At 42.4% G+C, this 25173-nt stretch carries 22 protein-coding genes and 1 riboswitch; of the genes, 10 read left to right on the plus strand and 12 right to left on the minus strand.

All coding sequences use genetic code 11. The annotated features are described in order from the left end of the window. The first annotated feature begins 19 nt into the window (after positions 1-19). From fadA to ABKW31_RS14805, 3 genes are all read left to right on the plus strand, one after another. Positions 20-1183, plus strand: a complete 1164-nt coding sequence (fadA, locus tag ABKW31_RS14795; protein ID WP_348617327.1) for an acetyl-CoA C-acyltransferase FadA — start codon at positions 20-22, stop codon at positions 1181-1183. A 496-nt stretch (positions 1184-1679) separates the two neighbouring features. Next, positions 1680-2546: an ADP-polyphosphate phosphotransferase gene (locus ABKW31_RS14800; protein ID WP_348617329.1), complete on the plus strand. Its 867-nt coding sequence runs from the start codon at positions 1680-1682 to the stop codon at positions 2544-2546. 161 nt (positions 2547-2707) lie between these two features. After that, a complete protein-coding gene (locus tag ABKW31_RS14805; RefSeq protein ID WP_348617330.1) occupies positions 2708-4552 on the plus strand; it encodes an EAL domain-containing protein in 1845 nt (614 codons plus the stop codon). Here the strand turns inward: ABKW31_RS14805 and ABKW31_RS14810 are convergent. Continuing rightward, positions 4549-5454 (minus strand): dienelactone hydrolase family protein, encoded by a 906-nt coding sequence (locus ABKW31_RS14810; protein WP_348617331.1) that lies wholly within the window; start codon positions 5452-5454, stop codon positions 4549-4551. The two genes, ABKW31_RS14805 and ABKW31_RS14810, sit on opposite strands and share 4 nt — an antisense overlap. A gap of 53 nt (positions 5455-5507) precedes the next feature. Continuing rightward, entirely contained in the window at positions 5508-5936 is a 429-nt protein-coding gene (locus ABKW31_RS14815) for a DUF4174 domain-containing protein (protein ID WP_348617332.1), read from the minus strand. Positions 5937-6271: 335 nt separating this feature from the next. Between ABKW31_RS14815 and ABKW31_RS14820 the strand changes: the two genes are divergently transcribed. Next, a complete protein-coding gene (locus ABKW31_RS14820; protein ID WP_348617333.1) occupies positions 6272-6946 on the plus strand; it encodes a YitT family protein in 675 nt (224 codons plus the stop codon). Positions 6947-7033: 87 nt separating this feature from the next. On the opposite strand, the gene ABKW31_RS14825 is transcribed toward ABKW31_RS14820, so the two are convergent. Then, positions 7034-7504, minus strand: a complete 471-nt coding sequence (locus ABKW31_RS14825) for a Dps family protein (RefSeq protein WP_348617334.1) — start codon at positions 7502-7504, stop codon at positions 7034-7036. A 457-nt stretch (positions 7505-7961) separates the two neighbouring features. Between ABKW31_RS14825 and ABKW31_RS14830 the strand changes: the two genes are divergently transcribed. Beyond that, positions 7962-9188: a threonine/serine exporter family protein gene (locus tag ABKW31_RS14830; protein ID WP_348617335.1), complete on the plus strand. Its 1227-nt coding sequence runs from the start codon at positions 7962-7964 to the stop codon at positions 9186-9188. Between the two features lie 78 nt (positions 9189-9266). Here the strand turns inward: ABKW31_RS14830 and ABKW31_RS14835 are convergent, their stop codons facing one another. From ABKW31_RS14835 to ABKW31_RS14845, 3 genes are read right to left on the minus strand one after another with little or no spacing between them, the layout of a single operon-like run. Beyond that, positions 9267-9755 carry a nuclear transport factor 2 family protein gene (locus ABKW31_RS14835; RefSeq protein ID WP_348617336.1) on the minus strand — a complete coding sequence of 163 codons (489 nt, stop codon included), beginning with the start codon at positions 9753-9755 and terminating at the stop codon, positions 9267-9269. Between the two features lie 60 nt (positions 9756-9815). Continuing rightward, positions 9816-10235: a VOC family protein gene (locus ABKW31_RS14840; protein WP_348617337.1), complete on the minus strand. Its 420-nt coding sequence runs from the start codon at positions 10233-10235 to the stop codon at positions 9816-9818. Positions 10236-10261: 26 nt separating this feature from the next. After that, positions 10262-11638, minus strand: coding sequence for an aldehyde dehydrogenase family protein (locus tag ABKW31_RS14845; RefSeq protein WP_348617338.1), 1377 nt, complete (start codon positions 11636-11638; stop codon positions 10262-10264). Positions 11639-12019: 381 nt separating this feature from the next. Between ABKW31_RS14845 and ABKW31_RS14850 the strand changes: the two genes are divergently transcribed. After that, a complete protein-coding gene (locus ABKW31_RS14850) occupies positions 12020-13657 on the plus strand; it encodes a methyl-accepting chemotaxis protein (RefSeq protein WP_348617339.1) in 1638 nt (545 codons plus the stop codon). A 54-nt stretch (positions 13658-13711) separates the two neighbouring features. Here ABKW31_RS14850 and ABKW31_RS14855 read toward each other — a convergent pair whose 3' ends face one another. After that, positions 13712-14281, minus strand: a complete 570-nt coding sequence (locus ABKW31_RS14855) for a hypothetical protein (protein ID WP_348617340.1) — start codon at positions 14279-14281, stop codon at positions 13712-13714. Positions 14282-14301: 20 nt separating this feature from the next. Further along, positions 14302-14769, minus strand: a complete 468-nt coding sequence (locus ABKW31_RS14860) for an energy transducer TonB (RefSeq protein ID WP_348617341.1) — start codon at positions 14767-14769, stop codon at positions 14302-14304. 167 nt (positions 14770-14936) lie between these two features. Next, positions 14937-15040, plus strand: a riboswitch (cyclic di-GMP riboswitch). Between the two features lie 104 nt (positions 15041-15144). Between ABKW31_RS14860 and ABKW31_RS14865 the strand changes: the two genes are divergently transcribed. The 4 genes from ABKW31_RS14865 (at position 15145) to ABKW31_RS14880 (ending at position 18942) form a co-directional block, all read left to right on the plus strand. Then, on the plus strand, positions 15145-15834 hold the full coding sequence (locus ABKW31_RS14865) for an AAA family ATPase (RefSeq protein WP_348617342.1): 690 nt from the start codon (positions 15145-15147) through the stop codon (positions 15832-15834). After that, complete coding sequence (locus ABKW31_RS14870) at positions 15794-16081, plus strand: replication protein RepA (RefSeq protein ID WP_348617343.1); 288 nt, start codon at positions 15794-15796, stop codon at positions 16079-16081. Before ABKW31_RS14865 ends, ABKW31_RS14870 begins: the two co-directional genes overlap by 41 nt. A gap of 105 nt (positions 16082-16186) precedes the next feature. Next, positions 16187-18025, plus strand: coding sequence for a GNAT family N-acetyltransferase (locus tag ABKW31_RS14875; protein ID WP_348617344.1), 1839 nt, complete (start codon positions 16187-16189; stop codon positions 18023-18025). Next, positions 18025-18942 (plus strand): histone deacetylase family protein, encoded by a 918-nt coding sequence (locus ABKW31_RS14880; RefSeq protein ID WP_348617345.1) that lies wholly within the window; start codon positions 18025-18027, stop codon positions 18940-18942. The genes ABKW31_RS14875 and ABKW31_RS14880 overlap by 1 nt, the downstream gene beginning before the upstream one ends. Positions 18943-19052: 110 nt before the next feature. On the opposite strand, the gene ABKW31_RS14885 is transcribed toward ABKW31_RS14880, so the two are convergent. The 4 genes from ABKW31_RS14885 to ABKW31_RS14900 all read right to left on the minus strand — a co-directional run bounded on the left by ABKW31_RS14885 (position 19053) and on the right by ABKW31_RS14900 (position 24616). Beyond that, positions 19053-19940: a hypothetical protein gene (locus tag ABKW31_RS14885; RefSeq protein ID WP_348617346.1), complete on the minus strand. Its 888-nt coding sequence runs from the start codon at positions 19938-19940 to the stop codon at positions 19053-19055. A 103-nt stretch (positions 19941-20043) separates the two neighbouring features. Then, positions 20044-20541 carry a DUF4231 domain-containing protein gene (locus ABKW31_RS14890; protein WP_348617347.1) on the minus strand — a complete coding sequence of 166 codons (498 nt, stop codon included), beginning with the start codon at positions 20539-20541 and terminating at the stop codon, positions 20044-20046. Between the two features lie 186 nt (positions 20542-20727). After that, positions 20728-22959, minus strand: a complete 2232-nt coding sequence (locus tag ABKW31_RS14895) for a putative Ig domain-containing protein (protein WP_348617349.1) — start codon at positions 22957-22959, stop codon at positions 20728-20730. A 427-nt stretch (positions 22960-23386) separates the two neighbouring features. Continuing rightward, entirely contained in the window at positions 23387-24616 is a 1230-nt protein-coding gene (locus tag ABKW31_RS14900) for an MFS transporter (RefSeq protein ID WP_348617350.1), read from the minus strand. Positions 24617-25173: the final 557 nt, after the last annotated feature.

Below are 25173 nucleotides of genomic sequence, written 5' to 3' on the forward strand. Positions count from 1 at the left end.
CCAACCTGAGGATCAGAACATGAAAGAAGTAGTAATAGTCGATTGTATTCGTACCCCGATGGGGCGTTCTAAAGGTGGGATATTTCGTAATGTAAGAGCCGAAACCCTATCTGCCCATTTGATGAGCCAGCTCGTGGCTCGTAACCCAAACCTTGACCCGAATGAGATTGAAGACATTATCTGGGGTTGTGTACAACAAACCAAAGAACAAGGTTTTAATATCGCCCGTAATGCCCAGTTGTTAACTGACATACCGCGTTCAGTTGCTGCGGTAACGGTAAACCGTTTATGTGGTTCTTCTATGCAGGCCCTGCATGACGCGGCAAGCGGTATTATGAGTGGCCGTGGTGATGTATACATGATTGGTGGTGTTGAGCATATGGGTCATGTGCCTATGGATTTTAACTTAGACTTCCACCCAGGTATCGCGCTGCATGCAGCACGCGCTTCTGGCAGCATGGGTATGACTGCTGAATTATTAGGTCGTCAAAACGGTATAACCCGTGAGATGCAAGACGCCTTTGGTGCTCGCTCCCATCGAAAAGCACATGCGGCTACTTTGGAAGGTCGTTGGGCAAATGAAATCGTACCGACTTTAGGCCATGACGCCGACGGCGTATTAAAACTGATTGATATCGACGAAGTTATTCGTCCTGAGTCTACCGTAGAAACCATGGCGGGTTTACGGCCAGTATTTGACCCAGTAAATGGTACGGTAACTGCCGGAACATCATCAGCATTGTCTGATGGTGCATCAGCTATGTTGCTTATGTCGGCCGATCGAGCCAAGGCTTTGGGTTTAACCCCTCGCGCTAAAATCCGTTCGATGGCAGTCGCAGGTTGTGACGCTGCTATTATGGGATACGGACCAGTGCCTGCGACCAAAAAAGCCTTACAACGTGCTGGTTTGAGCATGGCTGATATCGAAATCGCTGAGTTTAACGAAGCTTTCGCAGCACAAGCTTTATCATGTATTAAACAGCTGGGTTGGTTAGAGACTTACGAAGACAAAGTAAACCTGAATGGCGGTGCTATCGCACTTGGCCATCCACTAGGTTGCTCTGGCTCACGTATCTCCACCACTTTGATTAATTTGATGGAAGCCAACGATAAATCCATTGGTTTAGCTACCATGTGTATCGGTTTAGGCCAAGGTATCGCCACGGTATTTGAACGCGTGTAACCCGGTTTTTTAATTTGATAAAGGCGCCCAAGTGAAGGGCGCCTTTTTTTATGCAATAACAAGCAAGCCCGTTAATATTGAAACATTGCCCATATAACTAAACTCAACTCGCGTTAAATAGTGTTAAGCACTTACACGCTACTTTTGCACCTATCGTCGTTGGATTTGCTAACAATAGCTAACCATTGCGCACGGCAACCCCCCTTGCTACGCACAAAAATTCCACTAGTGGCCAATGTTTAAGATTTGTAACTCTAGGATGAAATATTTATCTAACTGATTTTATTAGTTTTCTTGAAACACTATGACACTCATTAACCCGCGCTGAGGTTAACTAACATTTACAGTTTTTTTGTGTAGCCCTAATAACATCCGCTGCGAGGCTTTTGTCGACACAATAATTAACAAGTCGATTACCTTGAAGCCTAACAATTACTTGTAGTTTTTAGCTTAAAGGTATTCACTGATCATAAGTGTTAGCTGCTAGGAGCAAGTGATGAAACTAAATATTGATGATTTTAAAGTAAAAGAGGGCCAAAAGTGTGACCTTAGCCAGAGGCCAACTCTTATCGAACCTTTATACAATTCGAAAAAAAAGTATCACAAAAAGCTAAAAAAGCAGATTAAAAAGCTCAGTGATCTGCAGCGTTTGTTGTATGCCACCAATGAACATTCAGTACTATTGATTTTTCAAGCAATGGATGCGGCGGGTAAAGATGGTGCCATTCGGCATGTTATGTCGGGCATTAATCCTCAAGGCTGTCAGGTCACCAGTTTTAAACACCCGACAGCTACTGAATTGGATCATGATTTTATGTGGCGTACCAACCAAGCTTTGCCTGAGCGGGGTCGTATTGGCATTTTTAATCGCTCATATTATGAGGAAGTGTTAATTGTTAAAGTTCACCCTGAAATTTTAGATAATCAACGTATTCCCAATGAAAAATTGCATAAAAAACATATCTGGCAAGAGCGCTATCGGTCGATTATTGAATCAGAACAGCATCTAAACCGTAACGGTACTCGGGTTATCAAGTTCTTTTTGCATTTATCTAAAGAAGAGCAACGCCGTCGTTTTGTAGCGCGCATTGATAACCCTGACAAAAACTGGAAATTTAGCGATGCAGATATTAAGGAAAGAGAGTTTTGGTCAGAGTATATGAATGCTTATCAAGATTGCTTAAGTGCAACTAGTACCGTACAAACACCTTGGTACGTTGTGCCAGCTGACGATAAAAGAAATGCGCGTTTAATTATTGCTAAAATTATTGTTGAGATATTTGAGTCGCTGGATATGCATTATCCCGTCAGTGATGACAAGCGAGTGCAAGAGTTACTCAACCTAAGGGAGCAGTTAGCTTAAATAGTCTCAGTATGTAGTTTTATTTTTAGTGTACCCAGTATATATTTTGCTGGAGTTCATGCAGTAATAATGGGGTGTGTATTAAAATTTTAAGGTATCTTATTCAGCTCACTGATGGGGGTCCTAGAAGCCCGCAAGTTGTTTTTGCTCAGTTTAATGAATTGCTCACCAAAGTTCCGCTGCTATATATCATTCTGTTGGTTAACTCTCTTAGCTTGGCTTATACCCACTATGGGATTGCACCTGATTATCTGACCATCTATGTCTCAGCATTTTTGAGTGTCGCCTGTCTATCTAGAGCCTTAAGGTGGTATCGCTTTAAAAATAAAACCTTTACCTTGGCGCAAGCTAAACATCAAATAAGAATGACGGTGTTGTTTGCCAATATTATGGGGGTCGGTTTTTCTTGGTGGAGCTACACTCTTTATGGCTATGGAGATTTTGCTCTGCAGGCCCATGTGGCCTATTACATGTCGATCACCGTTATCGGTATTATTATTTGTCTAATTCATTTACCCGCTGCTGCATGGTCAGCTTCTGTGACTGTGGGCATTCCCTTTGTCATTTTCTTTTTTTGGTCGGGGCAACCTGTTTTTGTAGCTATAGCCAGTAATTTTTTAATGGTTGTGGCCGTTTTAGTCATGATTACTTTGAGTTATTACCGCGCGTTTTCGAGCGTGATAGATGCTAAACAAGAGTTAGAAATACAAAACAGGCGAACACATAAACTCAATGCACAAAATGAAATATTAGCCAATCAAGATGGTTTAACTAAATTGGCTAATCGCCGCAGTTTTGCCAGTTATTTAAATAAAAAGCTGCAGGCAGACTTACAACAACGCAATTTTATTGTCGGCTTAATTGACCTAGATGGTTTTAAGCCGGTCAATGATATTCATGGGCATGCCGCGGGTGATCGGGTATTAACAGAAGTCAGTATGCGCCTGAAAAAACTATTGAGTGATGATTGCATGTTGGCTCGCATAGGAGGCGATGAATTCGCCTTGGTTATCGATCATAGTGCGGTTCACGATGAAATTCATGTACTAGGTAAAAGTATCACTGAAGCATTGCAACGCCCCTTTACTATGCGCACTGGGCTGGTGCAAATATCCGGTTCCTGTGGTTTTGCTATTTATCCAGAAGCAGGCAGTACGGCTGACGAATTAATGGATCGAGCAGATTTCGCTTTGTATGAAGCAAAGAGCAGAGCGCGTGGCAGCTCCATTATTTTTTCAAGTGAACATGAACGACTTATCAGACAAAAATCCCAAGTAGAATTAGCCCTTACTCAAAGTGTCAGCAGTCAGCAGATGACCTTACACTATCAACCTATTGTTGATGGAGCGAGCGGTAAGATTGTCGGCTTTGAAGCATTAGCTAGATGGTTCCACAGTGAATTAGGCCATATACCACCGGACCAGTTCATCGCCATCGCAGAAAAAACCGGCATAGTGACCGACATAACCCTTAATCTTTTTGAGCAAGCGGTACAGCAGTTAAAAAGCTGGCCAGAGCCCTTATACTTATCTTTTAACTTATCGGTACAGGATGTTATCAACCGCAAAACACTCGACCTACTAAAACTAATATTAGATAAACATCTGGTTGGGACATCCCGTGTACAGTTTGAAATTACCGAAACCATCATGATGACTGACTTAGAGCATTGTTCTAATATTACTCGTGAGATGCAGCAGATGGGATTTAAAGTTGCCCTCGATGATTTTGGTTCGGGTTACTCTAGCCTCAGCTATTTGCATAAATTGGCCTTTGATACCCTAAAAATTGATCGCAGCTTTGTGCATAATCTGCATCTTGATCAACGCAGTCAGGGGATAGTGAAAACCATATTAGCCTTGTGTACGAGTTTTAATGTAAGTTGCACCGTAGAGGGGGTGGAAAGCGAAGAGCAAAAAAATTTACTGCTCGCCTTAGGGTGTCAGTATATGCAGGGCTATTATTTCTATCGCCCTGCCGATATATCAACCTTTCCCTTGGTTTAACCCATATTGTGCCCTGCCAGGTGTCTGGCAAAAAAAACTAGGGTGCGTTCCCAAGCGAGTTCAGCAGCTTGGGCGTCGTAACGGCTAGTGGAATCATTGTGGAAACCATGTTGGGTGCCAGGATAGACATAAGACTGGTAGTTAACTCTATTCGCTTCAAGTACTGCTTTATATTGGGGCCAGGTGTCGTTTACGCGTTTGTCTTGTTCGGCGAACTGAAGAAGTATTGGGGCTTTTACGTTTTTAACTAAGTCGTCGTTGGCAGGCGTGCCATAAAAAGGTACAGCAGCATCAATAAGTTGTGGTGCAGCAGCGGCTAAAAAATTACTGATATAACCACCAAAACAAAAACCGACCACACCCAGTTTGCCGTTGGTTAAGTCATGATTTTTTAAATAGTTTGCTGCCGCAATAAAATCTTGTTCAATTTTGTTCCGATCTAGTTCCTTTTGCATCGCTCGGCCATCATCGTCATTGCCAGGATAACCCCCAACCGGGAACAGTGCATCCGGCGCAAAAGCAATAAACCCCTCTTTGGCTAAGCGTCTTGCTACATCTTCAATATAAGGATTAAGTCCGCGGTTTTCATGAACCACTAAGACTGCGGGTAATTTTTTATTGATTTGTGTTGGTGTAACCAAATAGCCTCTGCCTTTACCATGACCAGCCGGCGATAAAAACTCCTGATATTGGGCTTTTATCTTCTCGTCATTAAAAGACACTTGTTCAGCTAAGGCATAATTAGGCGTAAGTGCACTAGTTAAGCTGCCTAAACTTAAACCCACTACTGATAAAGACGCTAAGCGACTGAGAAAAGTGCGACGATCTATATCGCCATGAGCATATTCATCATACCAATCAAAGGCTTGTTGAGGTATCTGTTGTGGTTCAAGTTGTTTCATCTACATTCTCCAAATTTATTGTACTAAATGCCTTTGCCAATAAAAAAGATCAACTATTGCTGCATTTCTTGACGACGCATAGGCATACTATCGATTGTTGCAAAAAGAGCGGTCAAATCAAAATTTTGCGACTGCATTTTCACACCACCATCTTTACCAATTAATACTACATTGTCAGCAGTTAGCTGCTGAGCAATTTGTGTTAGCGTCAGCTCAGAAAGGGTACCCATAGAATTGCTTTTAACTTTATTATTCTGCTGCCACAACCAAACTATTTGTCTTTCATTTAGTGCGTTATTTTGTGCGGATAATTCGCTCAGAGTTTCCGCTGGTAGAACATCGCCATTGAGCAGTATCACTCTGTAGTTCCAAGATAGTTCAGCTAAATTTCTGACATATACGGTTTGTGCTATGGCTACAGAGCTTGCCATTAGTGCCAATATACTAAAAATGCTAATCGTGAGCTTGATAATACTATTCATGTTATGCCTTTTATTAAAAAAATTCTCAAATATACGGCCTATTATGAGCTTAATTTTCAGGTGAACAAGCGTAAAAGTTACCACCCTATAATCGTCGAAGGTTAGCCTAATAACAATCCATCAACACCCTGTTTACCAGAGTCGCGAAAGTCGTAAAGTTGAGTGCACAGTGATGGTTAAAAATCCAACAATTGTCTTGTTGGCTCTACTATTAAATCCATCTCAATTCGTTACACTGCGCGCCATTGAGACTTACCCTCTGCAGTAAACTGTTTTTTATGCATTGGCTTGTCAGCAAACTTCAAACAATACACCCATACAGGATGGATAATCGCATGCAATTCCCGACACACCGATTTTACGAAGACGTTATGGCTTTGTTTTGTGCCGGTGTCATGGTGTCTTTTGGTGTGACTTTGTTTAATAGTCATAATTTGATCACTGGTGGTACAGCCGGTTTGGCTATTATTGGCATGCATCTTACGCCTTTGAGTTTTGGTACCTTATTTTTTTTGGTTAATGTGCCGTTTTACTATATTGCTTGGACTCAGTTATCTAAGCGTTTTACGGTTAATACCTTTATTTCAGTGTCAATGGTGTCGCTTATGAGCGAATACATGCCTAAGTTAATTCATATCGACAGGGTGCATCCCTTATTCGCGGCCATGGTAGGTGGTATGCTGATTGGTGTGGGTTTATTGATCATGTTTAGGCATAAGTCTAGCTTAGGTGGACTGGGTATTTTGGCGCTGTTTTTACAAAACAAGTATTCTATCCGTGCTGGCAATTTTGGTTTGCTCGTAGACTCGCTTATCTTAAGTTCTTCGCTGTTTATGTTTGATTTTAAGGTCGTAGTGTTGTCAGTGTTAGGGGCTATTACGCTCAATTTACTTATCGCAGTTAATCATAAACCTGGACGCTATCAAGCTTATGTTGAGACAAAGAAGAGAAAGTTAACACCGGAAAATGATTTCGACTTAGACGAAGCGGTTTGGGGCCGGTTTAAATAAGGGCTGTGTTATTTTGGTTCAGCTTAAGTAGGTATTAGTTAAATAAAAAAAGGTGCAGTCAAGTGCACCTTTTTGTCGGTCGTATCATTATTGCGTTAAGGCGCGCAACATCCAAACCGTTTTTTCATGTAAGCGCATGCGATCTGAAACGAGTGCTGCTGTTGATTCATCATCCGCTTCTTGGGCTGACTTCAACACTGTGCGACAGGTCTTAACCACTGATTCGTGGCTTTTCACTAATATTTGCACCATTTCAGCGGCTTGAGGAACGCCTTCAACTTCTTCAATTGAACTTAAACGTACAAATTCTTTGTAAGTGCCTGGTGCGGCGACATCTAAGGTTCGGATCCTCTCGGCAATGTCATCAACGGCTACTGCCAGTTCAGTATAGTGCTCTTCAAACATCAAGTGCAATTCACGGAATCTGGCACCAGTGACATTCCAGTGAAAATTGTGAGTTTGTAAATATAGGGTGTAGCTATCAGCCAACAGGTGTTTTAAGCCCTCGGCGATAGTTTGACGATCTGCTTGATTAATTCCAATATCAATAGTGCTCATAATTAGCTCCTTTATTAGATTAGTTTAAGGCTTAGGGAATAAAACCGCATACAAGCTCAGCTTTGTTGCGCTTGTATTGCCTGCCTTGACCAAAAGATTTTTCGTCACAACAAGATATGCGGGTAAATCTACATTATTCAAGGGTAGGAAGCTCGCCCAGAAAAACGATTACACCAATCGAGTTTATTACCTGCACTAAAAAGCAATTACATTAAACACGCTATGATCGCTATTGCAGGCCATTATGATAACTATTAGTAAACGGTTTCCTATTGCTAATCCCTAACATAATCTAAATAAGCTAAATGCTTGCGATGTCCAGCATTAGCGGCTTAAATTACATTAGTTTTTGTAATCTGATTGAACAAAAAATGTGCATTGCTCTAAGGCGCCCCAAACACTACAATCCGCGCCTTATTGGCTATGTCGGCCAATTAATTTTTCAGAGTAGGAAGTAGTGAACAAAAGCGAATTTATTCAAATCCGACGATTTATCGTTAAGCTTGGCAAAATGTTGCATAAGTATGGAACACCCGCCTTTAGACTTGAGGCCTATTTACACGAAGTTGCCGCGTATCTCGGTGTGCACGCCTCGTTTTTGTCTACGCCTACTTCACTGACTTTTGTGATTTGGAGCGATAAACACGAAGATGAATATAATCACGCTGCGCGGGTTAATCCCGGTGATTTAGATATGAATCTCTTGTCACTCACCGACGAACTTGCTATCCAATTACTGACCGGAGAGCTTTCCCTAACTGAAGCTGACAAACGTCTAGACGAAATAAGTGTCAGTCCGAGTCCTTATGGAAAGCTGCTTACTGGTTTAGCCTTTGGTCTGTCAACCGGCTCTTTCGCGATGCTAATGGGCGCGAGCCTGCGCGAAGTGATGTGGTCAGGTTTATTGGGCATTGTGGCCTACTTTTGGACGTTATGGGCACAATATTCAAAACGGGTTAATTTGATGTTAGAGCCGGTTACGTCGTTTGTTGCCGGTCTGTTGGCGTGTGCTATTAGTTATTATATTGCCCCAGGGGTTAATATTCCCTTGATGGTGTTGTCATCAGTGATCATCTTGGTGCCGGGTTTGTCGCTTACGATGGGCCTAGCAGAGCTCTCATCACGCAATTTAATGTCGGGTACTGCGCGTATTATGGATGCCATTATGCAGTTATTTAAGCTGTACTTTGGTGCTTTTTTGGGTATCAGTGTCGGCTTTAGCCTGTTTGGTGCTAATGAGTTTGTACCTGAGGCATCCTTACCCTTTTGGGCGACTTGGTTGGCAGTATTTTTATTGTGTTTTGCCTTGGTGGCTATTTTTCGCACCCGAATTAAACATATCCCTTGGGCCTTGTTGTCAGCGTTTATTGCCTATGGCGCATCGACTTGGAGTTCGGCTTATTTAGATTTCGGTTTAGGTACCTTTGTAGGGGCTTTTGCCTTGGGCGTGTATGCCAACCTATTTACCAAATTTGCTAATGCACCTTCAACCATCGTGGCGATGCACGGTTTGATTGTGCTGGTACCAGGTTCAAAAACCTATATAGGTTTGAATTCATTTATCTCTGGGCAAGATTTTGTTCAGGCAGAGCATGTTGGCCAAGAAGTATTTTTAATTTTTATGTCGCTGGTGGCAGGTTTGATTTTTGCCAATGTAGTGATGCCCACCAAAAAAGCCTTATAGGTAATATAAAAAAGCGTCGACAAACATGTCGACGCTTTCGCAGGTTGAATTATTGCGTGTATAAATACGCAAGCACGTCTAATGCAAACTTATCACTTTGCTTATTTGCCAATTTTCATCAACCTTGTGCCACATCATGATAAATTTGCTTGGCAGCGAAGGGGCGTCAGGCTCTTGATTGTTATAAAATTTATGAAAGCCTATTTGCACTGCTCCATAGTTAGCAATGGGATAAACCTCAACACTGCCCTCAATAAGTTGGCGCGTGACCTTCCCACAAATATTACGTTTTGTAGCGTCTAATATGTCACTTTTAGAGGTCATTAAGCCGCCCTTATCATGAAAAAACTCTATATCTTCGGCATAAATGGCGCTTTGCGTGTCCATGTCACAGGAGTTGTAAGCGCTAAAAAATGTTTTGTCCATTGCCAGTATTTCGCGATATAAAACCTGATCTTCAACTACATATTTAGGAATTATCGAATCTGTGACCGTTTGCGCGCTTAAACTAGTGCAAAACAAACCAGCAAAAACAACATTTAAGGCGCACTTAAAGTAGGTTTTCATGTACATTCCGCCATATTTGGACTTTCCATTTTATAGTGTGTTACGCAAAGCTGACTTCAACTAACTTGCAAATAACTGAGTCATATCTTTAAAGGCCTTAAACTCAAGTGCATTGCCTGATGGATCAAGAAAAAACAAGGTGGCTTGTTCACCTACTTCACCCTTAAAACGGATATAAGGTTCGATAATAAAATCGGTGTTGGCAAGGCTTAGTTTGTCAGCCAGTACCTGCCAGTCATGCCACGCCAGCACCACACCAAAATGCGGTACGGGCACCGCATGTGAATCCACTTGATTGTGAGCGGGTGCGCTGGGCATTTGCGCAACAAGGTGAGTAACTAACTGATGTCCAAAAAAATTCCAGTCTATCCACTGTGCTGAACTACGCCCTTGCTCGCAGCCCAATAGTTCACCATAAAAGGTGCGCGCTGAGTCTAAACAGTCAACCGGAATGGCAAGATGAAAGGGCATGAGTGACATAATAATGTTTATTCCTTCAGAGGTCGTTAAAGTAACTTTTTAAGCCAATTTAATTTTGTCGAATTAAAGGGTGGATAGCGCAAAGCGACATCAAACAAGAAACTGCGTTTGAGCACGGTTTTTAAATGGCTAAAAGTATCGAAGCCAAATTGACCATGGTAAGCGCCCATCCCACTATTGCCAACACCACCAAAGGGTAGATTAGGGTTAGCCATAAACATCATGCCATCATTAATGCCCACATTACCGGCGCTAGTCTGTTGCAGTACCTGCTGCTCTAAACCCGTATTTTTAGTATAAAGATAAAGGGCTAGGGGTTTAGGGCGGCTGTTCACCAGTTCGATGGCTTGTTGGATTTTATCCACGGTGACGATGACTAATATTGGGCCAAATATTTCTTCTTGCATGACCAAGCTATCAGCGGAGGGCGATAATACAATGGTTGGCCCAAGGTACTTGTTGCTCGCATCTAATTGCCCACCATAGATAACATTTTGCTCGTGTAAATAATTGGCTAAGCGAGCAAAATGGCGCTCATTGATGATGCGTCCATAATCAGGGCTTTGTTTGGCATCTGAGCCATAAAAGGCCTCAATTTTTGTGGTTAAGGCAGCTACAAAGGTATCGACAAATGCTTTTTCAACCACAACATAGTCTGGCGCCACACAAGTTTGACCGGCGTTCATCCATTTGCTCCACGCAATGCGTGAGGCCGTAACCGATAAGTCTGTATTGCTGTCCACGATACACGGGCATTTACCACCCAACTCTAAGGTGACTGGGGTCAAATGTTCAGCGGCAGCGCGCATGACTATTTTTGCCACGCCCTCACCACCAGTATACAAGATGTGATCAAATCGTTGCTGGAGTAATTCAGTGGTTTCTTTTACTGCGCCAGTGACAACTTTGTAGGCCTGATTATCCAAATATTGTGGTATCAATGTCGCCAATAGCGTCGCAGTGCTAACTGAAAGCTCAGAGGGTTTAATAATCGCGCAGTTACCGGCGGCGATAGCAGCAACCAGCGGAGCAACAACTAACTGCAGTGGATAATTCCATGCACCGATTATTAATACGCTGCCTAAGGGCTCAGGTAGCAGATAACTTTTACCCGGCTGCACAAATAAGGGAGTCGAAACGCTACGTGGTTTAGCCCAAGCCGATAAATGTTTAAGGGTATGGTCTATATCGCTGAGCAGAAAGCCAATTTCTGAGGTCCATGCCTCTTGTTCACTTTTGTGTAAATCCTGATGCAGGGCTGTGATAAACTCGCCTTCGTGTTCGGTGAGTAATAGCTTGAGTTGAGTCAGTTGGTTTTTGCGCCAACCTAAGTCTTTGGTGCGCCCTGTGCTGAAAGTGTGTTGTAATTCCTTGACTGAATCAGCAATGTTAAGTTGTTGCATATTATCTCTATCTATTTACTACGCAGACCCCAAACTATACCCTTTCAATGAGTGGCTTTCATAGTCTATTTAGCGAAATAGTTGATGGTGTTCAGGCGATTTACTGAGCTAATGCCTCGAACTCAAAAGAAAATGCTAAATTATTTTCGTGCAAGGCTTGTGCGCCATAAGATGGCTGATTTAAATGGGCTAACTTAGCGCTAACTATAGGTTTTGTGTAAAAATACGCGCAACCACTGCGCCTTTGACCTAAAGCGTGTTTAAGAAATAGTGGGCCTGTGCCGTTAAATACTTACTTGTTGAACGTTGTTGTCATACCTATGTCACTGACTAGCGAGATACTTTGTCTTTTTTGAACCGTCTTTTCTAAGGACTTTGACGATGAACTTAATACGCCATAACATCAGAAACAAGCTGCTACTATTATTTGTTTCCGCCTTGATTATTATTCTCGCCGCTGTGTTCACGGGTTTTTCTGTGCTAAAAACTGTTATCCATGAGTACAGTGATACGGTTGAGCAAGATGTGCATTACATGGTTAAAGTCGGTGCGCTAAACGTTGATTTTAAAACCCAAGTGCAGGAGTGGAAAAACACGCTAATACGCGGTAAAAATCCAGATAGTTTAAATAAATATTGGACTAATTTTAATTCTTTGGCTCAGCAAATTCAGCAACATTATCGTGAATTATTATCTGACATGGATCCCAGCCATCCGGCCTATAAACACTTAAGTGCCTTTGCGTCGAGTTATCCTAAAATGCTGGTGGCGTATGAAGCTGGCTACGCCGCCTTTGTGGCAGCAAATTTCGATATTGCAATTGCCGACCTCAGTGTAAAAGGCATTGACCGAGAGCCAACTCAGAATCTGAATAAAGCCGTCGAGGCTGTTAACGGCAAAATCAGCACCTTGCAAACAGATATCGAAAGCCAATCTGATGCAGCGGCGCTTTACACCAATTTGCTGGTAGTGGTGGCAGTTGTTGTCACTATTGTTTTAATTATCTGGTTTGTTAATACGCGTATTCTGTTACCGCTTAATAATGTTGCACTCACGTCGCAGCACATTGCCAAAGGTGACTTCACCAGCGTGATAAATAAAACTACAGAGGATCAAATTGGCCAGGTGGCTGATAACTTTAGTTTAATTCAATCGGGTTTAAGCAAAGTGTTGTCAGGTATTTTCAGAGATGTCAAAAAGCTCGGGGTTATTATTGCTGAGTTGTTTAGTGCCTTTGAATACTTTAAAGCAGGTATTCTTACGCAAATTAATGAAACCACTAAGTTAAGTAGTTCCATGCAGAAAATGACTCACTCCAATGATTCTGTTAACGATGCCATCAGTGAAGCTAATTCTTTTGTTAATGAGTCAAATGCCTTGGCAGACAAAGGACAATTGATGTTTGATGAAAACGTGCAAACTAGCCAAATCATGCTTCAAGCGACTAATCATGCTTCTGATATTATTGCCGCCCTAAAAAAAGATACTGACGATATCGGTAGTGTAGTCAACGTTATTAATGGGATTGCTGATCAAACCAATTTATTGGCATTAAATGCGGCGATTGAAGCGGCGCGAGCGGGTGAGTCTGGCCGCGGCTTTGCCGTAGTAGCTGATGAAGTAAGAACCTTAGCCAACAAGACACAAGAATCAACCAAGCAAATTTCAGAAAACATCAGCAAGTTACAAAAGGAAGCAGATAAAGCCGTGCTGGCTATGAGCCAAGGTAAGGAACAAGCTGAGATAAGTCTGGAACAATCAAAACGTTCTCAGGAATTTGTCGATAAATTACACGCCGCATTTAATCAAATTAGCCGATTAAACCAAGTGGTTGAGCGTGAAATGATTCAGCAAGATCAGCAAACCAAAGACATTAATGCTGCCTTAAGCGCATTAGAATCACAAAGCACAGTCTCACAGCAGCAAGTACAAATAATGGATGAGGCTTCAAAGGTATTGGCTGATATTTACCAGCATATTGACCAATCGACTAAAGATTTTAAGGTTAAATCTGTCTAAGCTTTTAGATAAAGCAGGAGTTTGCCCTATTGATATAGGGCACACAAAATACCACTAGATAGCACTTTGATAAGCACCGATTTCAACTACATCAAACTTTGATTTTGGAGTGCCAGTAACAAATACGGTGCACTGGCCCCAACTGCTTGGAATGTTCCACGTTGAGTTTTCAGAGGCGGTAAATCGCGAACGTTTGTTGGCACATCTTATCTGCACCTCATCCAACTCACCTTCATTGACGCGTAAAGCAAAACTTTCTCGACTTAGTTCATGATAAGACGAACCACTAGTGCGTATTTCTGCTGAATGTATTAAGGGCTTATCACTTTGTAGCAGGGTTAGCACTTTGGTTGCGTAAGGCCGAAGTTCGGCAACGACATTAGCATTGTCTTCTTGCTCTAGTATTTGTTTATACGTTTGCATTGACTTGGCGTACTGGGTGTCGGCAACATACAAAATGAATTGGCGGTTAAGTAAATACAGATACGTTTGCCCAGTCAGAGCATCTTTTCCTGATGACAAGGCTCGATTGACACTGGCGAGTTCTCTTTGTATATCATCGACTTCCTTGGCATACATAGAATCTGCTAGCCAAAAGTAGCCGCTTTCACTATGCGTCCACATTTTGGAACCAGCCATGTCAGTTAATTTTTTTCTGCTAACTCAAAGGCTTTAGATTTTATCGCCTCAACAATTTTTACGTAAGCGTTATTAAATTTTCTAGTCACTCCCGACTGACCGCTCATTTTATAATCCATTTGCACTTCCATCTGACATTGTTCAATGGGTTTTCCATCTTGCATCGCGGGACTATATTTCCATTTTTTCATAGCCTTTAAGGTTTCTTTTTCAAAGCTTGTTATGCCACTTGAATCTTGAATGAGTGGATCAACTACATTGCCTTCTTCGTCGATGACAAAGCTCACTTTTACCCAACCCTCTTGACCTGAACGCGCAGCACTAACTGGATATTTAGGTTCAACACGGTTGAGCGGTTTAGCATCCACAATGGTTTCAATATGCTCAGACATATCAGCAGTTTGGGCAAAACTGGGCAGCGCGAAAGCTAAAAATAAACTACTTATAATGAAATTATTGGTTTTAATTGACATCGGTCATCCGTGAAATTTGAATTAAAGAGCTGAGAACTTAAACTACCTAAACTCAGTTTACAAGTTTTGCCTAGGGCCAAATTACAGGTATCAACATTGATACCTTAGCATTAACTGATATGCCTTGTTAGGGTGGAAAAACGACCCTATCGGTTCTAATGTTGTATACATGAAAAAGGCAAAGCTGTTGAAAGACAGCGACGCAAAGCTTCCGGTCTAAGGTTGTTTCGTTAATTTTTAGCGGGCCAACTAAGATAGCGGGGTTGCCAGCAGGGAGAGTTGCCTCAAGCCCACTTTTTCATATTCAAAACTATATTCAATAGCAGTAGACGAGAGTTTGTCTTGATGGCAAACCTTGTAATTGAGGAAGCTTATATGATTATCTTAGTCGGTGGCGAAAAAGGAGGCAGCGGTAAAAGCTGCCTAGCACAAAATATAGCCGTGCATTTACGGGTTGAAAAAAAATCAACGGTGTTGATGGTCGATTGTGACCCACAGCGCACCACATCTGATTGGATCCAAGAACGTACCGGTAATGCGGGGTTGAGCAATATTAACTGCGTTCAACTGTTCGGAAAAATTCGTAATGAGTTATTAAGTTTAAATAACCATTATCAATACGTGATAGTCGACTGCGGTGGTCAAGACAATATGGCCTTGCGGTCATCTATGTCTGTGGCCAATCACATACTTATTCCTTTGCGTCCAAAACGCCGTGATTTAAAAACCGTGTCGCATATGGAAGATATTATTTCTACCTGTAAAATGGTAAACCCTAAAATGAATGCGGCCTTTGTGATCACCCAATGCCCGTCTTTACCCTCACTTGCACCGCGAATATTAGAAGCTAAAGACGTTTGCCGCTCTTTCGAAATTGATGTGCTCGATGCCATAACCTACAGTCGTAATTTATATGATGACAGTGAGGAGTCAGGCAGATCAGTGATGGAAATCGAGCCAGATGGCAAAGCGGCCGCAGAAATTCGCGCCATAGTTGAAGAACTTTTTAGTAAAGGACAGCAACATGTCTCTGAGCAGTTTGAAAAAATCCGCGCCGTCGGCTGAACTAAAGCCGGTAACGGTTGATGAATTTATTCATGGTGCGGAGTTTTATGCCTGTGGTTTGCAGTTGGTGTCGATAGCGGAACAGAAAGTCTTATCAGATGAGCCAATGAAACGAGCGACTTTTACCTTGGGGAAGGTCGCCATAGCGCAACTTAACGCTTTGTCCGTAAACACTGGGATTGCCAAGTCGCGCTTAATTCGTATTTGGTTAGATAATCAAGCATCCCATTTACCAGCAAATCACTAATGTAAAAATTGCTTATCTGTTGATGGATGACACTAGACCATAGTCGCAATGCATCAAACATAATCCTGTGGCATAGTAAGCTCTTGCTATGCCACAGGAATTATCATGGAATTCGCCTTACCCAATCGTCCTGACTGGCCAGAACTGCTCCAGTCCGGTAATCGTATTTATATTGGCTCAAACGCTGCAGTACCCAATGCTTTGATTGATGATTTGATTGCCAATGGCAAAGGGCTGCACGACATAGAGTTGGTGCACATTAATACCCTATCAGAGAGTCGCTGGGTTGATCCGCAATTTAGTGATCTGTTTAAAGTGAACACTTTTTTTATTGGTGGCGAAAAAATTCGTCAAGCGGTGGCCGAAGGGCGCGTCGATTATACGCCGTGTTTTTTATCTGAAGTACCGTCGCTGTTTGAGCAAGATATATTGCCCTTAGATGCGGCTTTGGTAATGGTAAGCCCGCCCGATAAATATGGTTATTGCTCCTTAGGGGTAGCCGTTGATGTCAATTTGGCTGCGGTTAAAAAAGCAAAATATGTGATTGCGCAAATCAATCCTTTAATGCCGCGTACCAGTGGTCACAGTTTTATTCGCATTGATAATATTGCTGCCTGCATTGAGGTAGAACAAGCCCTGCCAGAATTACCGCATTTTGAGCCAGATAAAATAACCGAACGTATTGGCCAATATGTGGCGATGTTGGTAGAAGATGGTGCCACCTTGCAATTGGGTGTGGGTAAAATTCCCAATGCAGTATTGTATTATTTGCAGAACCATAAGGATTTGGGTGTGCATAGTGAATTAATCACTGACGGTATTATTGATTTGATTGCCAAAGGAGTAATCAACAACCGTAAAAAAACCTTTCATCCCGGTAAAACAGTAGCCAGTTTTTGTTTGGGCAGTAAAAAACTGTATGACTTTGTAGATAACAATCCCCATGTTGAATTCTATCCCAGCGACTATTTGAACTCACCGAGTAACATTGGGCGAAATCATAAAATGGTCGCTATTAATAGCGCCTTAGAAGTCGACTTAACCGGCCAAGTAGTGGCTGATTCTATCGGCTTTCAGTTTTACAGTGGTATTGGTGGGCAAGTCGATTTTATCCGCGGGGCGGCGATGTCAACTGGCGGTAAACCTATTATTGCCATGCCTTCGACGGCCAAAGATGGCACTATTTCACGCATTGTGCCGACCATTACTGAGGGTAGCGGTGTAGTCACTTCACGCGGTCATGTGCACTATGTGGTAACTGAATTTGGTGTGGCGTCACTCAAAGGGCGCAGTATTCGTGAACGTGCCCTTGAATTAATCAGAGTCGCCCATCCTAAATTTCGCGAGCAACTTTTAGCCAAGGTCCGCGAACACTATTGGGTACCCAATTATCAAAAGAACTATCCCCGCGAAGTGCCAGAATTAGGAGCAATTGGTTTTCTTACGCTGACAGTCGATAATCAAAAGTTTGACTTGCGTCCATTGAATCCCTCAGATGAACGGCGTTTACAAGAGTTTTTCTATTCTCATACAAAAGAAACCCTGTTTTATCGTTATAACCATTATCCTACCCAAATGACCCGGGAAAAGTCATGTAATTTGGTCAGTGTTGACCAAAGCAAAGATTTGGCCTTATGTATTGTGCGTCAGCAAGGATCGGTGGCTGAAATTCAAGCGGTAGGGCGATACTATTTGTGTAGCGATAATGAAAGCTGCGAAGTAGCCTTTGTTACCCGCGAAAAATTTCATGGTAAAGGCATGGCAAAACAGTTGCTGGGTGTAATGAGTGACATTGCCAAACAACGAGGTTTGAAAAAAATGCGTGCTATGGTCAGAGCGGATAACCGTAATATGCTTAGAGTATTTGAAAGTGCCAAATTTGAACGCCAGCCCGCCGATGAACCGGGTGAAGTCAATTTGGTATTAAGTTTGGATAAGCAATAATGAGTTTTGTATTTATTAGTGACCCCCACTGTAATTTACATGATGTGGGCGACGAGCATCCTGAAAGTCCCGCGCGCTTGCATGCCATTAACGATAGGCTAATCGCCTCTGGTTTAGATTTTGTTATTGATAAACAACAGGCTATCAAAGCCACTAAAGAACAATTGTATTTAGCCCACGACAAAACTTATGTAGATAAGGTTTTTACCACGGTGCCACAGCGAGGCTGTGTCGAAATAAACACTGATACCTTTTTAATGCCGCAGAGTCTAGACGCTGCTTTATATGCGGCCGGCGCAAACATCATGGCAGTTGATTTAGTCATGCAAGGCGATGCGGATCAAGTGTTTTGTGCCGTACGTCCGCCAGGTCATCATGCTGAGTATGCTCAGGCCATGGGCTTTTGTATCTTCAACAATATTGCGGTCGCGGGCGCTTATGCGATGGCTCAATATGGTCTTGAACGCATAGCCATAATAGATTTTGATGTTCACCACGGAAACGGCACTGAAAACATTTTTTTTGATGATGAGCGGGTGCTATTTTGCTCTTCTTTTGCCTCACCTTGTTTCCCTTATGATGTCGGGCCAGGTAATGCACATATTTTAAACTTACCCCTACCCCTAGGCACTTATGGGGACGAATTTATGCAAGCCATCAGTGAACAATGGCTCGCTAAATTAGATGCTTTTGCTCCGCAGTTAATCCTTATTTCAGCCGGTTTTGATGGTCACTATGAAGACATCATGGGCCAATTTAATTTAGTAGAGACCGACTATCATTGGCTGACAGTTGCGCTAAAAAAACTGGCCGTAAAACATTGTGGAGGCAAAATGATCTCTACTTTGGAAGGGGGTTACGCATTGAGTGCTTTAGGACGCAGTGTAACGGTGCATATAAAAGGGCTGATGGATTAAAAAGAGTGAGTGAATGGTAAATAAGGCGCCAAATTTTACACTAATTTAGCGCTTTTTATTTATTGGTGTCGTTACAATACCAGCTTGTTACTGTGAATTAGCTTCTCAAACTACTCAGGGTCGGGTGCTGAGAGTTTCTCAAAGGCCGCCATGGTAAATTCAGTTATCATTTGGGCCATTAGTTCTTGACTATATTCGAGTGCGGCCATTTGGGTTTCGTCTGATGTGGCTTCTTTGCGATGCACCAAAGGAATAACTAAATCAATATAGCTATGATTAGGTAAGGCGGCCTTAAAACAGCCGGCTTTTATACATAAGGCAAAGTAACCGTTCATCGCTGCCTTGTAGTTGATCATTAGTTCGCCGTTCATCTGGGATGTTGTGGCAGACTGTTTATGTAAAGCGAGATTGATATAAGGAAAAAATACTACGCCTTCATTTTCGTCCATATCAGCCAATTCAATTTGAGTGGCTTTAACGTTATCTTCGGCATCAAAGCCAAAAGACTCATAAGCAATTAAGGTCTTTTTGTAGTTCGGCATCTTTTTATTTAAGTCTGGCATATTTGGCGGGATAACAATAAAAGTGGCTGCTGCGCTTTCTGTGGCATCATCAATGGGGTAAACGGTTCCCCCCAGTCTTGTTTCTAATTCTTTAACGATTTTTTCATCGGCCCTATCTACCACTTCTTGAAACCCCCAAGTTGCCAACTCTAGATCTATCCACGAACTGTATTCGCCCAGTACACTAGCTCCTTGCGCGACTTTTATTAGCTTTTGAAAGTCTATATAGAGCACTAAAGGTGCAATAGTAAGTTCATCTTCATAGACTTCCATTGAGCCTGTTATCTTAATGGACTTGCGCACCTTTTCGTTAATTATCGCAAGTTGGGCATTATAAGCTTCCTCTGATATTACTGGTTGGCCCGAGAGTGAAAATCCAGCAAAAGTAAAAGGACTAAACGCGATAGTTAATGCGAGGAAGACCAGTGATTTCATAATATATCTCCTGTAGTTAGCATAATAATGGCTATCTTGATGCAATAAATTAGCCTGTGAAATAGCAGAGTAAGTAAGAGTGTCTTTACTGACAAATGCATATTTAGCTACTGTCAGGTAAGTTTTTCTTATCTGACAGCATATTGTTAGTTAATTTATCGTCTTGTACCGACACTTTATGCTCAGGCGCCACTAAGGCCTTCCAAGTTTTACCTGAGGCAATTACGATACTTTGCATCTGTAAAAAATACGATTCAATTTGTTTGTTGCTACTGTTTTCATCTAAAAAAAACCGAACTTCCCGCTGCAGATCAAGCAGGGCATGGCTGGTGGAACGCTCATTCATCCATAACTCATAGGGTTTACGTAGGCCCTCACGAAAAGCAATAAAGCCGGAAACCGCTGATGAAATAACGATGGCTAACTTGATGCTATTTTCATCGACCCAAAAGGTTAATGCTGCTAGCACTGCTGAAACAGCGCCGAGCGCTGAAACGGCATAACGGCAATTTCGATACAAATTTTTATGTTTTGCTGCTTCACCACTGAAAAATTTTATTTGCTCGTCGAGCATGGTATTGAAGCTACCGAGTTTGTTCATCACCTTTCCTTGTTGAGCGTGTTGACTCAAAGATTTTAGGAAGACTTTTGATAGAATGAAAGGGCTGAGTCGACTTTCTTCTGTGTGACTCTTGTAAGGAGAGTGGGACTTGATTCGAAGATAAAGATAGGTAGGCAGATAAAAAAAGGGTTGGTAACAAGACCAACCCTAGAAGGCGATTACTGTTTATTTATGATCGTAATACTTACCCTGAACTGCACGTTGTTTGATACTCAGTGGAGCACTCAGCGGTTTACCTAGCAGCGGAGGTAAATTACTTTGAGGCTGCATCACTCTGTTACTAAAACCAGAAATCCATTGATTTACTTCTTCAATAGTAATGTTACCCGCAGTATCGACGACAAAGTCAAAGGCATGCCAATATTCCGTTGTATTTCCGTCATTTGGCGAAAATATGCGGGTTTGAGTACCTAGTTTGATTTCAACTCTGGTCGGCGAGGTTAAAATATTACCTTGGCCAGAGTATTCATGCACAACATATTGATAACGACCAGCGAATGGAAAACTGGGTATAGTAATAATTTCAGGTCCAAAGCTACTAGTATCGTCCACGTCTAAATAAATAGTGGAGTCATCAATAGTGACTTCTTCATTCGAATAATAGACATGGAATTCTGAAGAGGCATCAGCAGCGGCTGGACCGTAAAAATGGCTATCTAAGTCTCTAGGATCTTGCCCCCACGTCAGGGTGATGGTTGCAGTCGCAGCTGATAATTCAAGACATGAATCAAGTTGCTGGCCGGTATCTCCGGCAATAACCGTAAGGGTTCGACTTTGATTACCATTAGCACTATATAACAATACAGTGCTGTTCATCATAACTGGGATACTAAAATTGCCGTTGGCATCTGTCCGCGCGGTTGATGAACCGTTGTAGGTGCGTCCTGTTGAGCGAACCGTTGCGTTTTGAATAGCAAGGCCGTCAATGTCAACGACACACCCTTCTATTAATATCGTAGAATAAACTTGATCTGCATTCCAAGTAGTAAAGTGGCTCACTGTGCCGGCATAAAAACTCTCACCATTTTCACTAGCCAGTGTTGCAGAGCCTTCTTCTACCCATGTGCCACTGACCGTATCAAAATAGTAAAGAGGAATAGTTGCTGGTACGGTATTCGAGCTTTCACTCAATGGAATACGAATATCGACAGTTTGACCCATTTGAACGTCGACTGCTGCTCCTGACGCATCCGTTAAAATCACATCCAAGGCACCAAAAGACTCAATTGGCACCATCTCATCATTGTTGGTGGTTAGCATATCCCCTGGCATGATACTAATATCACGACTTGGATCGATAATAGTGGCCTGAACGCTTACTTGGCCTTCAATGGGCATGCCATCTAAACGCTCAAGGCTATTGGCGGCAAACACCAATAAATCTATGCCTTGATAACTTAAGGTAAAGGCTTGAGTGGGGTCGAAATCAGCAGATACATCACTAGGCACTAGCGGAATAAATTGGTTTTCTAAGTTCGAGGCACTACTGTCAATTATCAAAGAATAACTGGCGAAACCGGTTCGATTTGCGGATAAGGTCATGCGTTCATTTAAAAAACGATCAACTACACTAATAGCATAATCACCTTCAGCAGAACTGCTTACTGGCTGACTAACATCAGCACCATTAGCAACCGTGACTTCTGCCGCTTCTATATTCGCGCCTGTATAATAATTAGCTACCTTGCCACTAATTTGCTGATAAACCAGCGCATCTACGGCAAAACTGACAGGCACTGCAAGTGTGCCATCTTCGCCACCGTCAGCAACATTGACCGTTATATTGAACTTTGTCGATGCGCTAAGGGCGGGAGTCCATTCTATTAATCCACTAGTAGAAACCGTCATATTTGCTGGCGCGCCAACTAAGCTATAACTAATATCACTTCCATTGTTTTCATCATCTACATCGCTCACGTTCAGTTGTTGACTGAAGTTTGCGCCATTATCTAAAGTGTAATCTGCTAATAGGGCTTGCACGCTTAATTGATCATTAACTGGAGTGACTGCCACAGTAAAGCTTTGCTCGACGTTTAATGCCGTTGCGCTTGCATCTTCCGCTACGACTACCGTCACTTCTTCAGAGCTTAAGACACCTTCCGTTGGCGTCCAAGTAATTAAACCTGAAGAATTAATACTCATTCCTGTTGGGGCATTGTTGAGGCTATAAGTAAGCACATGTGCACTATTGTCAGGGTCTGATGCTACAACTTGATAGCTATATGCCAGATCTTCAGTGGCTGACAATGCGGGGCTAGATGATATTGTAGGTGGACTATTTGTTGGTGTTGGAGAAGGGGTTGGCGTTGGCGAAGTAGGCGTAGTGCTGTCACTTCCGCCACAAGCCGTCAATATTGTAAGAGCAACAGCGACAGCTGATATTTTTGAAATATCCATATTAAAGTTCCTTTTAAATACTTAATTATTTATTAAATCATTCCTTTCACAGCCGAGCTGTGAGCTGCCAATACTAATTGGACAGAGAGACAGCATAACTGCCACTGATTCAATTGTCGATTTTTTACTAACTAAAGCCAAAATTTCTAGGGGTTTAACTAACTATATTCGCACATGAAAAAGAGTAAAAAACTCTTCGCTTTTTACGGTTTGGCGTTTCGAACAAAATCTGGTGCGATGCAACTTGCTGGTTTGTTTATTTATCATTTAATCCAGTCGTGCTGGGAGGGCTAAGTCAGGGGTATAAAACTGCTCTTATCTTCGTTCGGCAAAAACAGCGTAAATTCTAATTCATTAAGAATTGAATTAATCATATTGATAGGTTTTTTTCTGTGAAAACCTCTGAAAAACGCTGGGTTCAGCTTACTTAAGTGGCGCTACTCTGCTCTTCACTTTCAAGCCCCACCTCGACAATTTCTTGCGTTGTATTACGTATGCTAACAAATGGCTCAAAGTGATCCCGTGCCACATCGTGGAAGCGAATCCGATAAATAGTCCAGCAGGCCAAGATTGACAAAGCAATCCCTGAGACGATAAATAGGGCGTGACTAGTATAAGCAAGCAGAAAAGATACGATCAGCGGGCCAAGAATACTGCCCAAACTATTCATCATCAATACTCCACTACCTACTTCCATGATGGATAAATCGGTATTGTCATTGGCATGTGCCAGACACAGCGAATACAAAGGAAAGGTTAGCCCCCCTAAAGCGAACATAGTGATGTAGATAAACATCGGGCTAGTATTGCCAAAAAAAATCGCTACAACACTGGTGCAGACTGCCAATACCGACAAACCGGTAATGACAAGGCGACGGTCGATACGATCAGATAAGCGACCTACAGGAAACTGCAATGCTGTACCTCCTAGTATGGTTACCGCCATAAATATTCCGATTTGTCCTGCGCTTAAATCATTAGCATTGGCCACAACTGGGCCTAATGCCCAAAACCCACCAGTCACTAAGCCACCAAAAAACGCGCCAACCATGGCAACTTGAGATACGGTGAAGACCCGACTAAAACTAAAACTCACGGCCGGAATTGGGTGTGGTACTGGGCTAGTGGTAAGCCCGATAGGAACGATACCCAAAACCAGCAAGGCAGCCGCCAACATAAAGAGTCCTTCAAACCCAATATCAAAACCCACTAATAACTGTCCCACACAGATGGCCAATAAGGTAATAATAATATACACCGATAAAATACCCCCCCGATGCTCAACCGTTGTCTTGTCGTTAAGCCAACTTTCGATCACCATATAAATACCTGCTAATGCCCAGCCAGTTAGGCAGCGCGCGGCCATCCAAAAAATGAAATGATCAACTAAACCAATCATTAAAAGTGATGCAGTAGTTAGGGCAATAAGGACAGTAAATACTCTGATGTGGCCAACTTTCGCCACAAGTCGCGGCACTGTAAGACAGCCCAGTACAAAGCCGACAAAATAGCTAGAACCTATGTAACCAATCAGAGCAGGCTCCCACTCTAAGCTCAAAGCATAAAGGGGCACGAGAGTAAGTTGTAAGCCATGGCCGACTAACAAAATGGCGGCAGAAAATAACAAAGAGAACATGGATAGTAATAAGGTTGGCATGACACAATCCAATTTGGAAATGCCCGTGAAAAAAGGCACAAACACTGGTTCAAAAAAGCGAGCAGAAAACTCAATAGAACAACCAAAAGACGGCTGGCAATTAAGCTGTCTGCCGGACACCCACTTAGTATAACCGAAGTTAACATTGAGGTTCATACAGCTTGGCACTAATTTAACGAATGATGCATTTTTAGCGGGCGTATTTTGGTTGCTTCATGCCGGTAAGTCTAGATCCAATTAACGGCTTGAGCATTCTTATACACCTTAATGAGACATATATGGTAAATATTCAAGGTCATTAAAAAATGAATCACCACTGAGGGCCGCGCTACATAGCGCTGCGTTCAACGAGAAAAGTAAAATCATTGGATGGTTTAACAAAAATTCGGAGCTGAAGCACCTCCTACAAAAGGCCTATCTTATTGAGACACCCATGGTAAATATTAAAAGCCTAAAAGCTGAATCGCCGCCGAGGACTGGGCTACATAGCGCTGCGTTCAACGAGAAAAGTAAAATCATTGGATGGTTTAACAAAAATTCGGAGCTGAAGCACCTCC

It is taken from the genome of Paraglaciecola sp. 25GB23A (assembly GCF_040012495.1).
GTDB lineage: Bacteria > Pseudomonadota > Gammaproteobacteria > Enterobacterales > Alteromonadaceae > Paraglaciecola.

Excerpts from the sequence above, each read along its gene's own strand:
- fadA (WP_348617327.1), top strand. The coding sequence starts at position 20 with ATGAAAGAAGTAGTAATAGTCGATTGTATTCGTACCCCGATGGGGCGT.
- ABKW31_RS14885 (WP_348617346.1), bottom strand. The coding sequence starts at position 19,940 with ATGAAATCACTGGTCTTCCTCGCATTAACTATCGCGTTTAGTCCTTTT.
- ABKW31_RS14810 (WP_348617331.1), bottom strand. The coding sequence starts at position 5,454 with ATGAAACAACTTGAACCACAACAGATACCTCAACAAGCCTTTGATTGG.
- ABKW31_RS14860 (WP_348617341.1), bottom strand. The coding sequence starts at position 14,769 with ATGTCAATTAAAACCAATAATTTCATTATAAGTAGTTTATTTTTAGCT.
- ABKW31_RS14820 (WP_348617333.1), top strand. The coding sequence starts at position 6,272 with ATGCAATTCCCGACACACCGATTTTACGAAGACGTTATGGCTTTGTTT.
- ABKW31_RS14855 (WP_348617340.1), bottom strand. The coding sequence starts at position 14,281 with ATGTGGACGCATAGTGAAAGCGGCTACTTTTGGCTAGCAGATTCTATG.
- ABKW31_RS14875 (WP_348617344.1), top strand. The coding sequence starts at position 16,187 with ATGGAATTCGCCTTACCCAATCGTCCTGACTGGCCAGAACTGCTCCAG.
- ABKW31_RS14870 (WP_348617343.1), top strand. The coding sequence starts at position 15,794 with ATGTCTCTGAGCAGTTTGAAAAAATCCGCGCCGTCGGCTGAACTAAAG.
- ABKW31_RS14815 (WP_348617332.1), bottom strand. The coding sequence starts at position 5,936 with ATGAATAGTATTATCAAGCTCACGATTAGCATTTTTAGTATATTGGCA.
- ABKW31_RS14880 (WP_348617345.1), top strand. The coding sequence starts at position 18,025 with ATGAGTTTTGTATTTATTAGTGACCCCCACTGTAATTTACATGATGTG.
- ABKW31_RS14800 (WP_348617329.1), top strand. The coding sequence starts at position 1,680 with ATGAAACTAAATATTGATGATTTTAAAGTAAAAGAGGGCCAAAAGTGT.
- ABKW31_RS14900 (WP_348617350.1), bottom strand. The coding sequence starts at position 24,616 with ATGCCAACCTTATTACTATCCATGTTCTCTTTGTTATTTTCTGCCGCC.
- ABKW31_RS14845 (WP_348617338.1), bottom strand. The coding sequence starts at position 11,638 with ATGCAACAACTTAACATTGCTGATTCAGTCAAGGAATTACAACACACT.
- ABKW31_RS14825 (WP_348617334.1), bottom strand. The coding sequence starts at position 7,504 with ATGAGCACTATTGATATTGGAATTAATCAAGCAGATCGTCAAACTATC.
- ABKW31_RS14895 (WP_348617349.1), bottom strand. The coding sequence starts at position 22,959 with ATGGATATTTCAAAAATATCAGCTGTCGCTGTTGCTCTTACAATATTG.
- ABKW31_RS14890 (WP_348617347.1), bottom strand. The coding sequence starts at position 20,541 with ATGAACAAACTCGGTAGCTTCAATACCATGCTCGACGAGCAAATAAAA.
- ABKW31_RS14865 (WP_348617342.1), top strand. The coding sequence starts at position 15,145 with ATGATTATCTTAGTCGGTGGCGAAAAAGGAGGCAGCGGTAAAAGCTGC.
- ABKW31_RS14835 (WP_348617336.1), bottom strand. The coding sequence starts at position 9,755 with ATGAAAACCTACTTTAAGTGCGCCTTAAATGTTGTTTTTGCTGGTTTG.
- ABKW31_RS14840 (WP_348617337.1), bottom strand. The coding sequence starts at position 10,235 with ATGTCACTCATGCCCTTTCATCTTGCCATTCCGGTTGACTGTTTAGAC.
- ABKW31_RS14850 (WP_348617339.1), top strand. The coding sequence starts at position 12,020 with ATGAACTTAATACGCCATAACATCAGAAACAAGCTGCTACTATTATTT.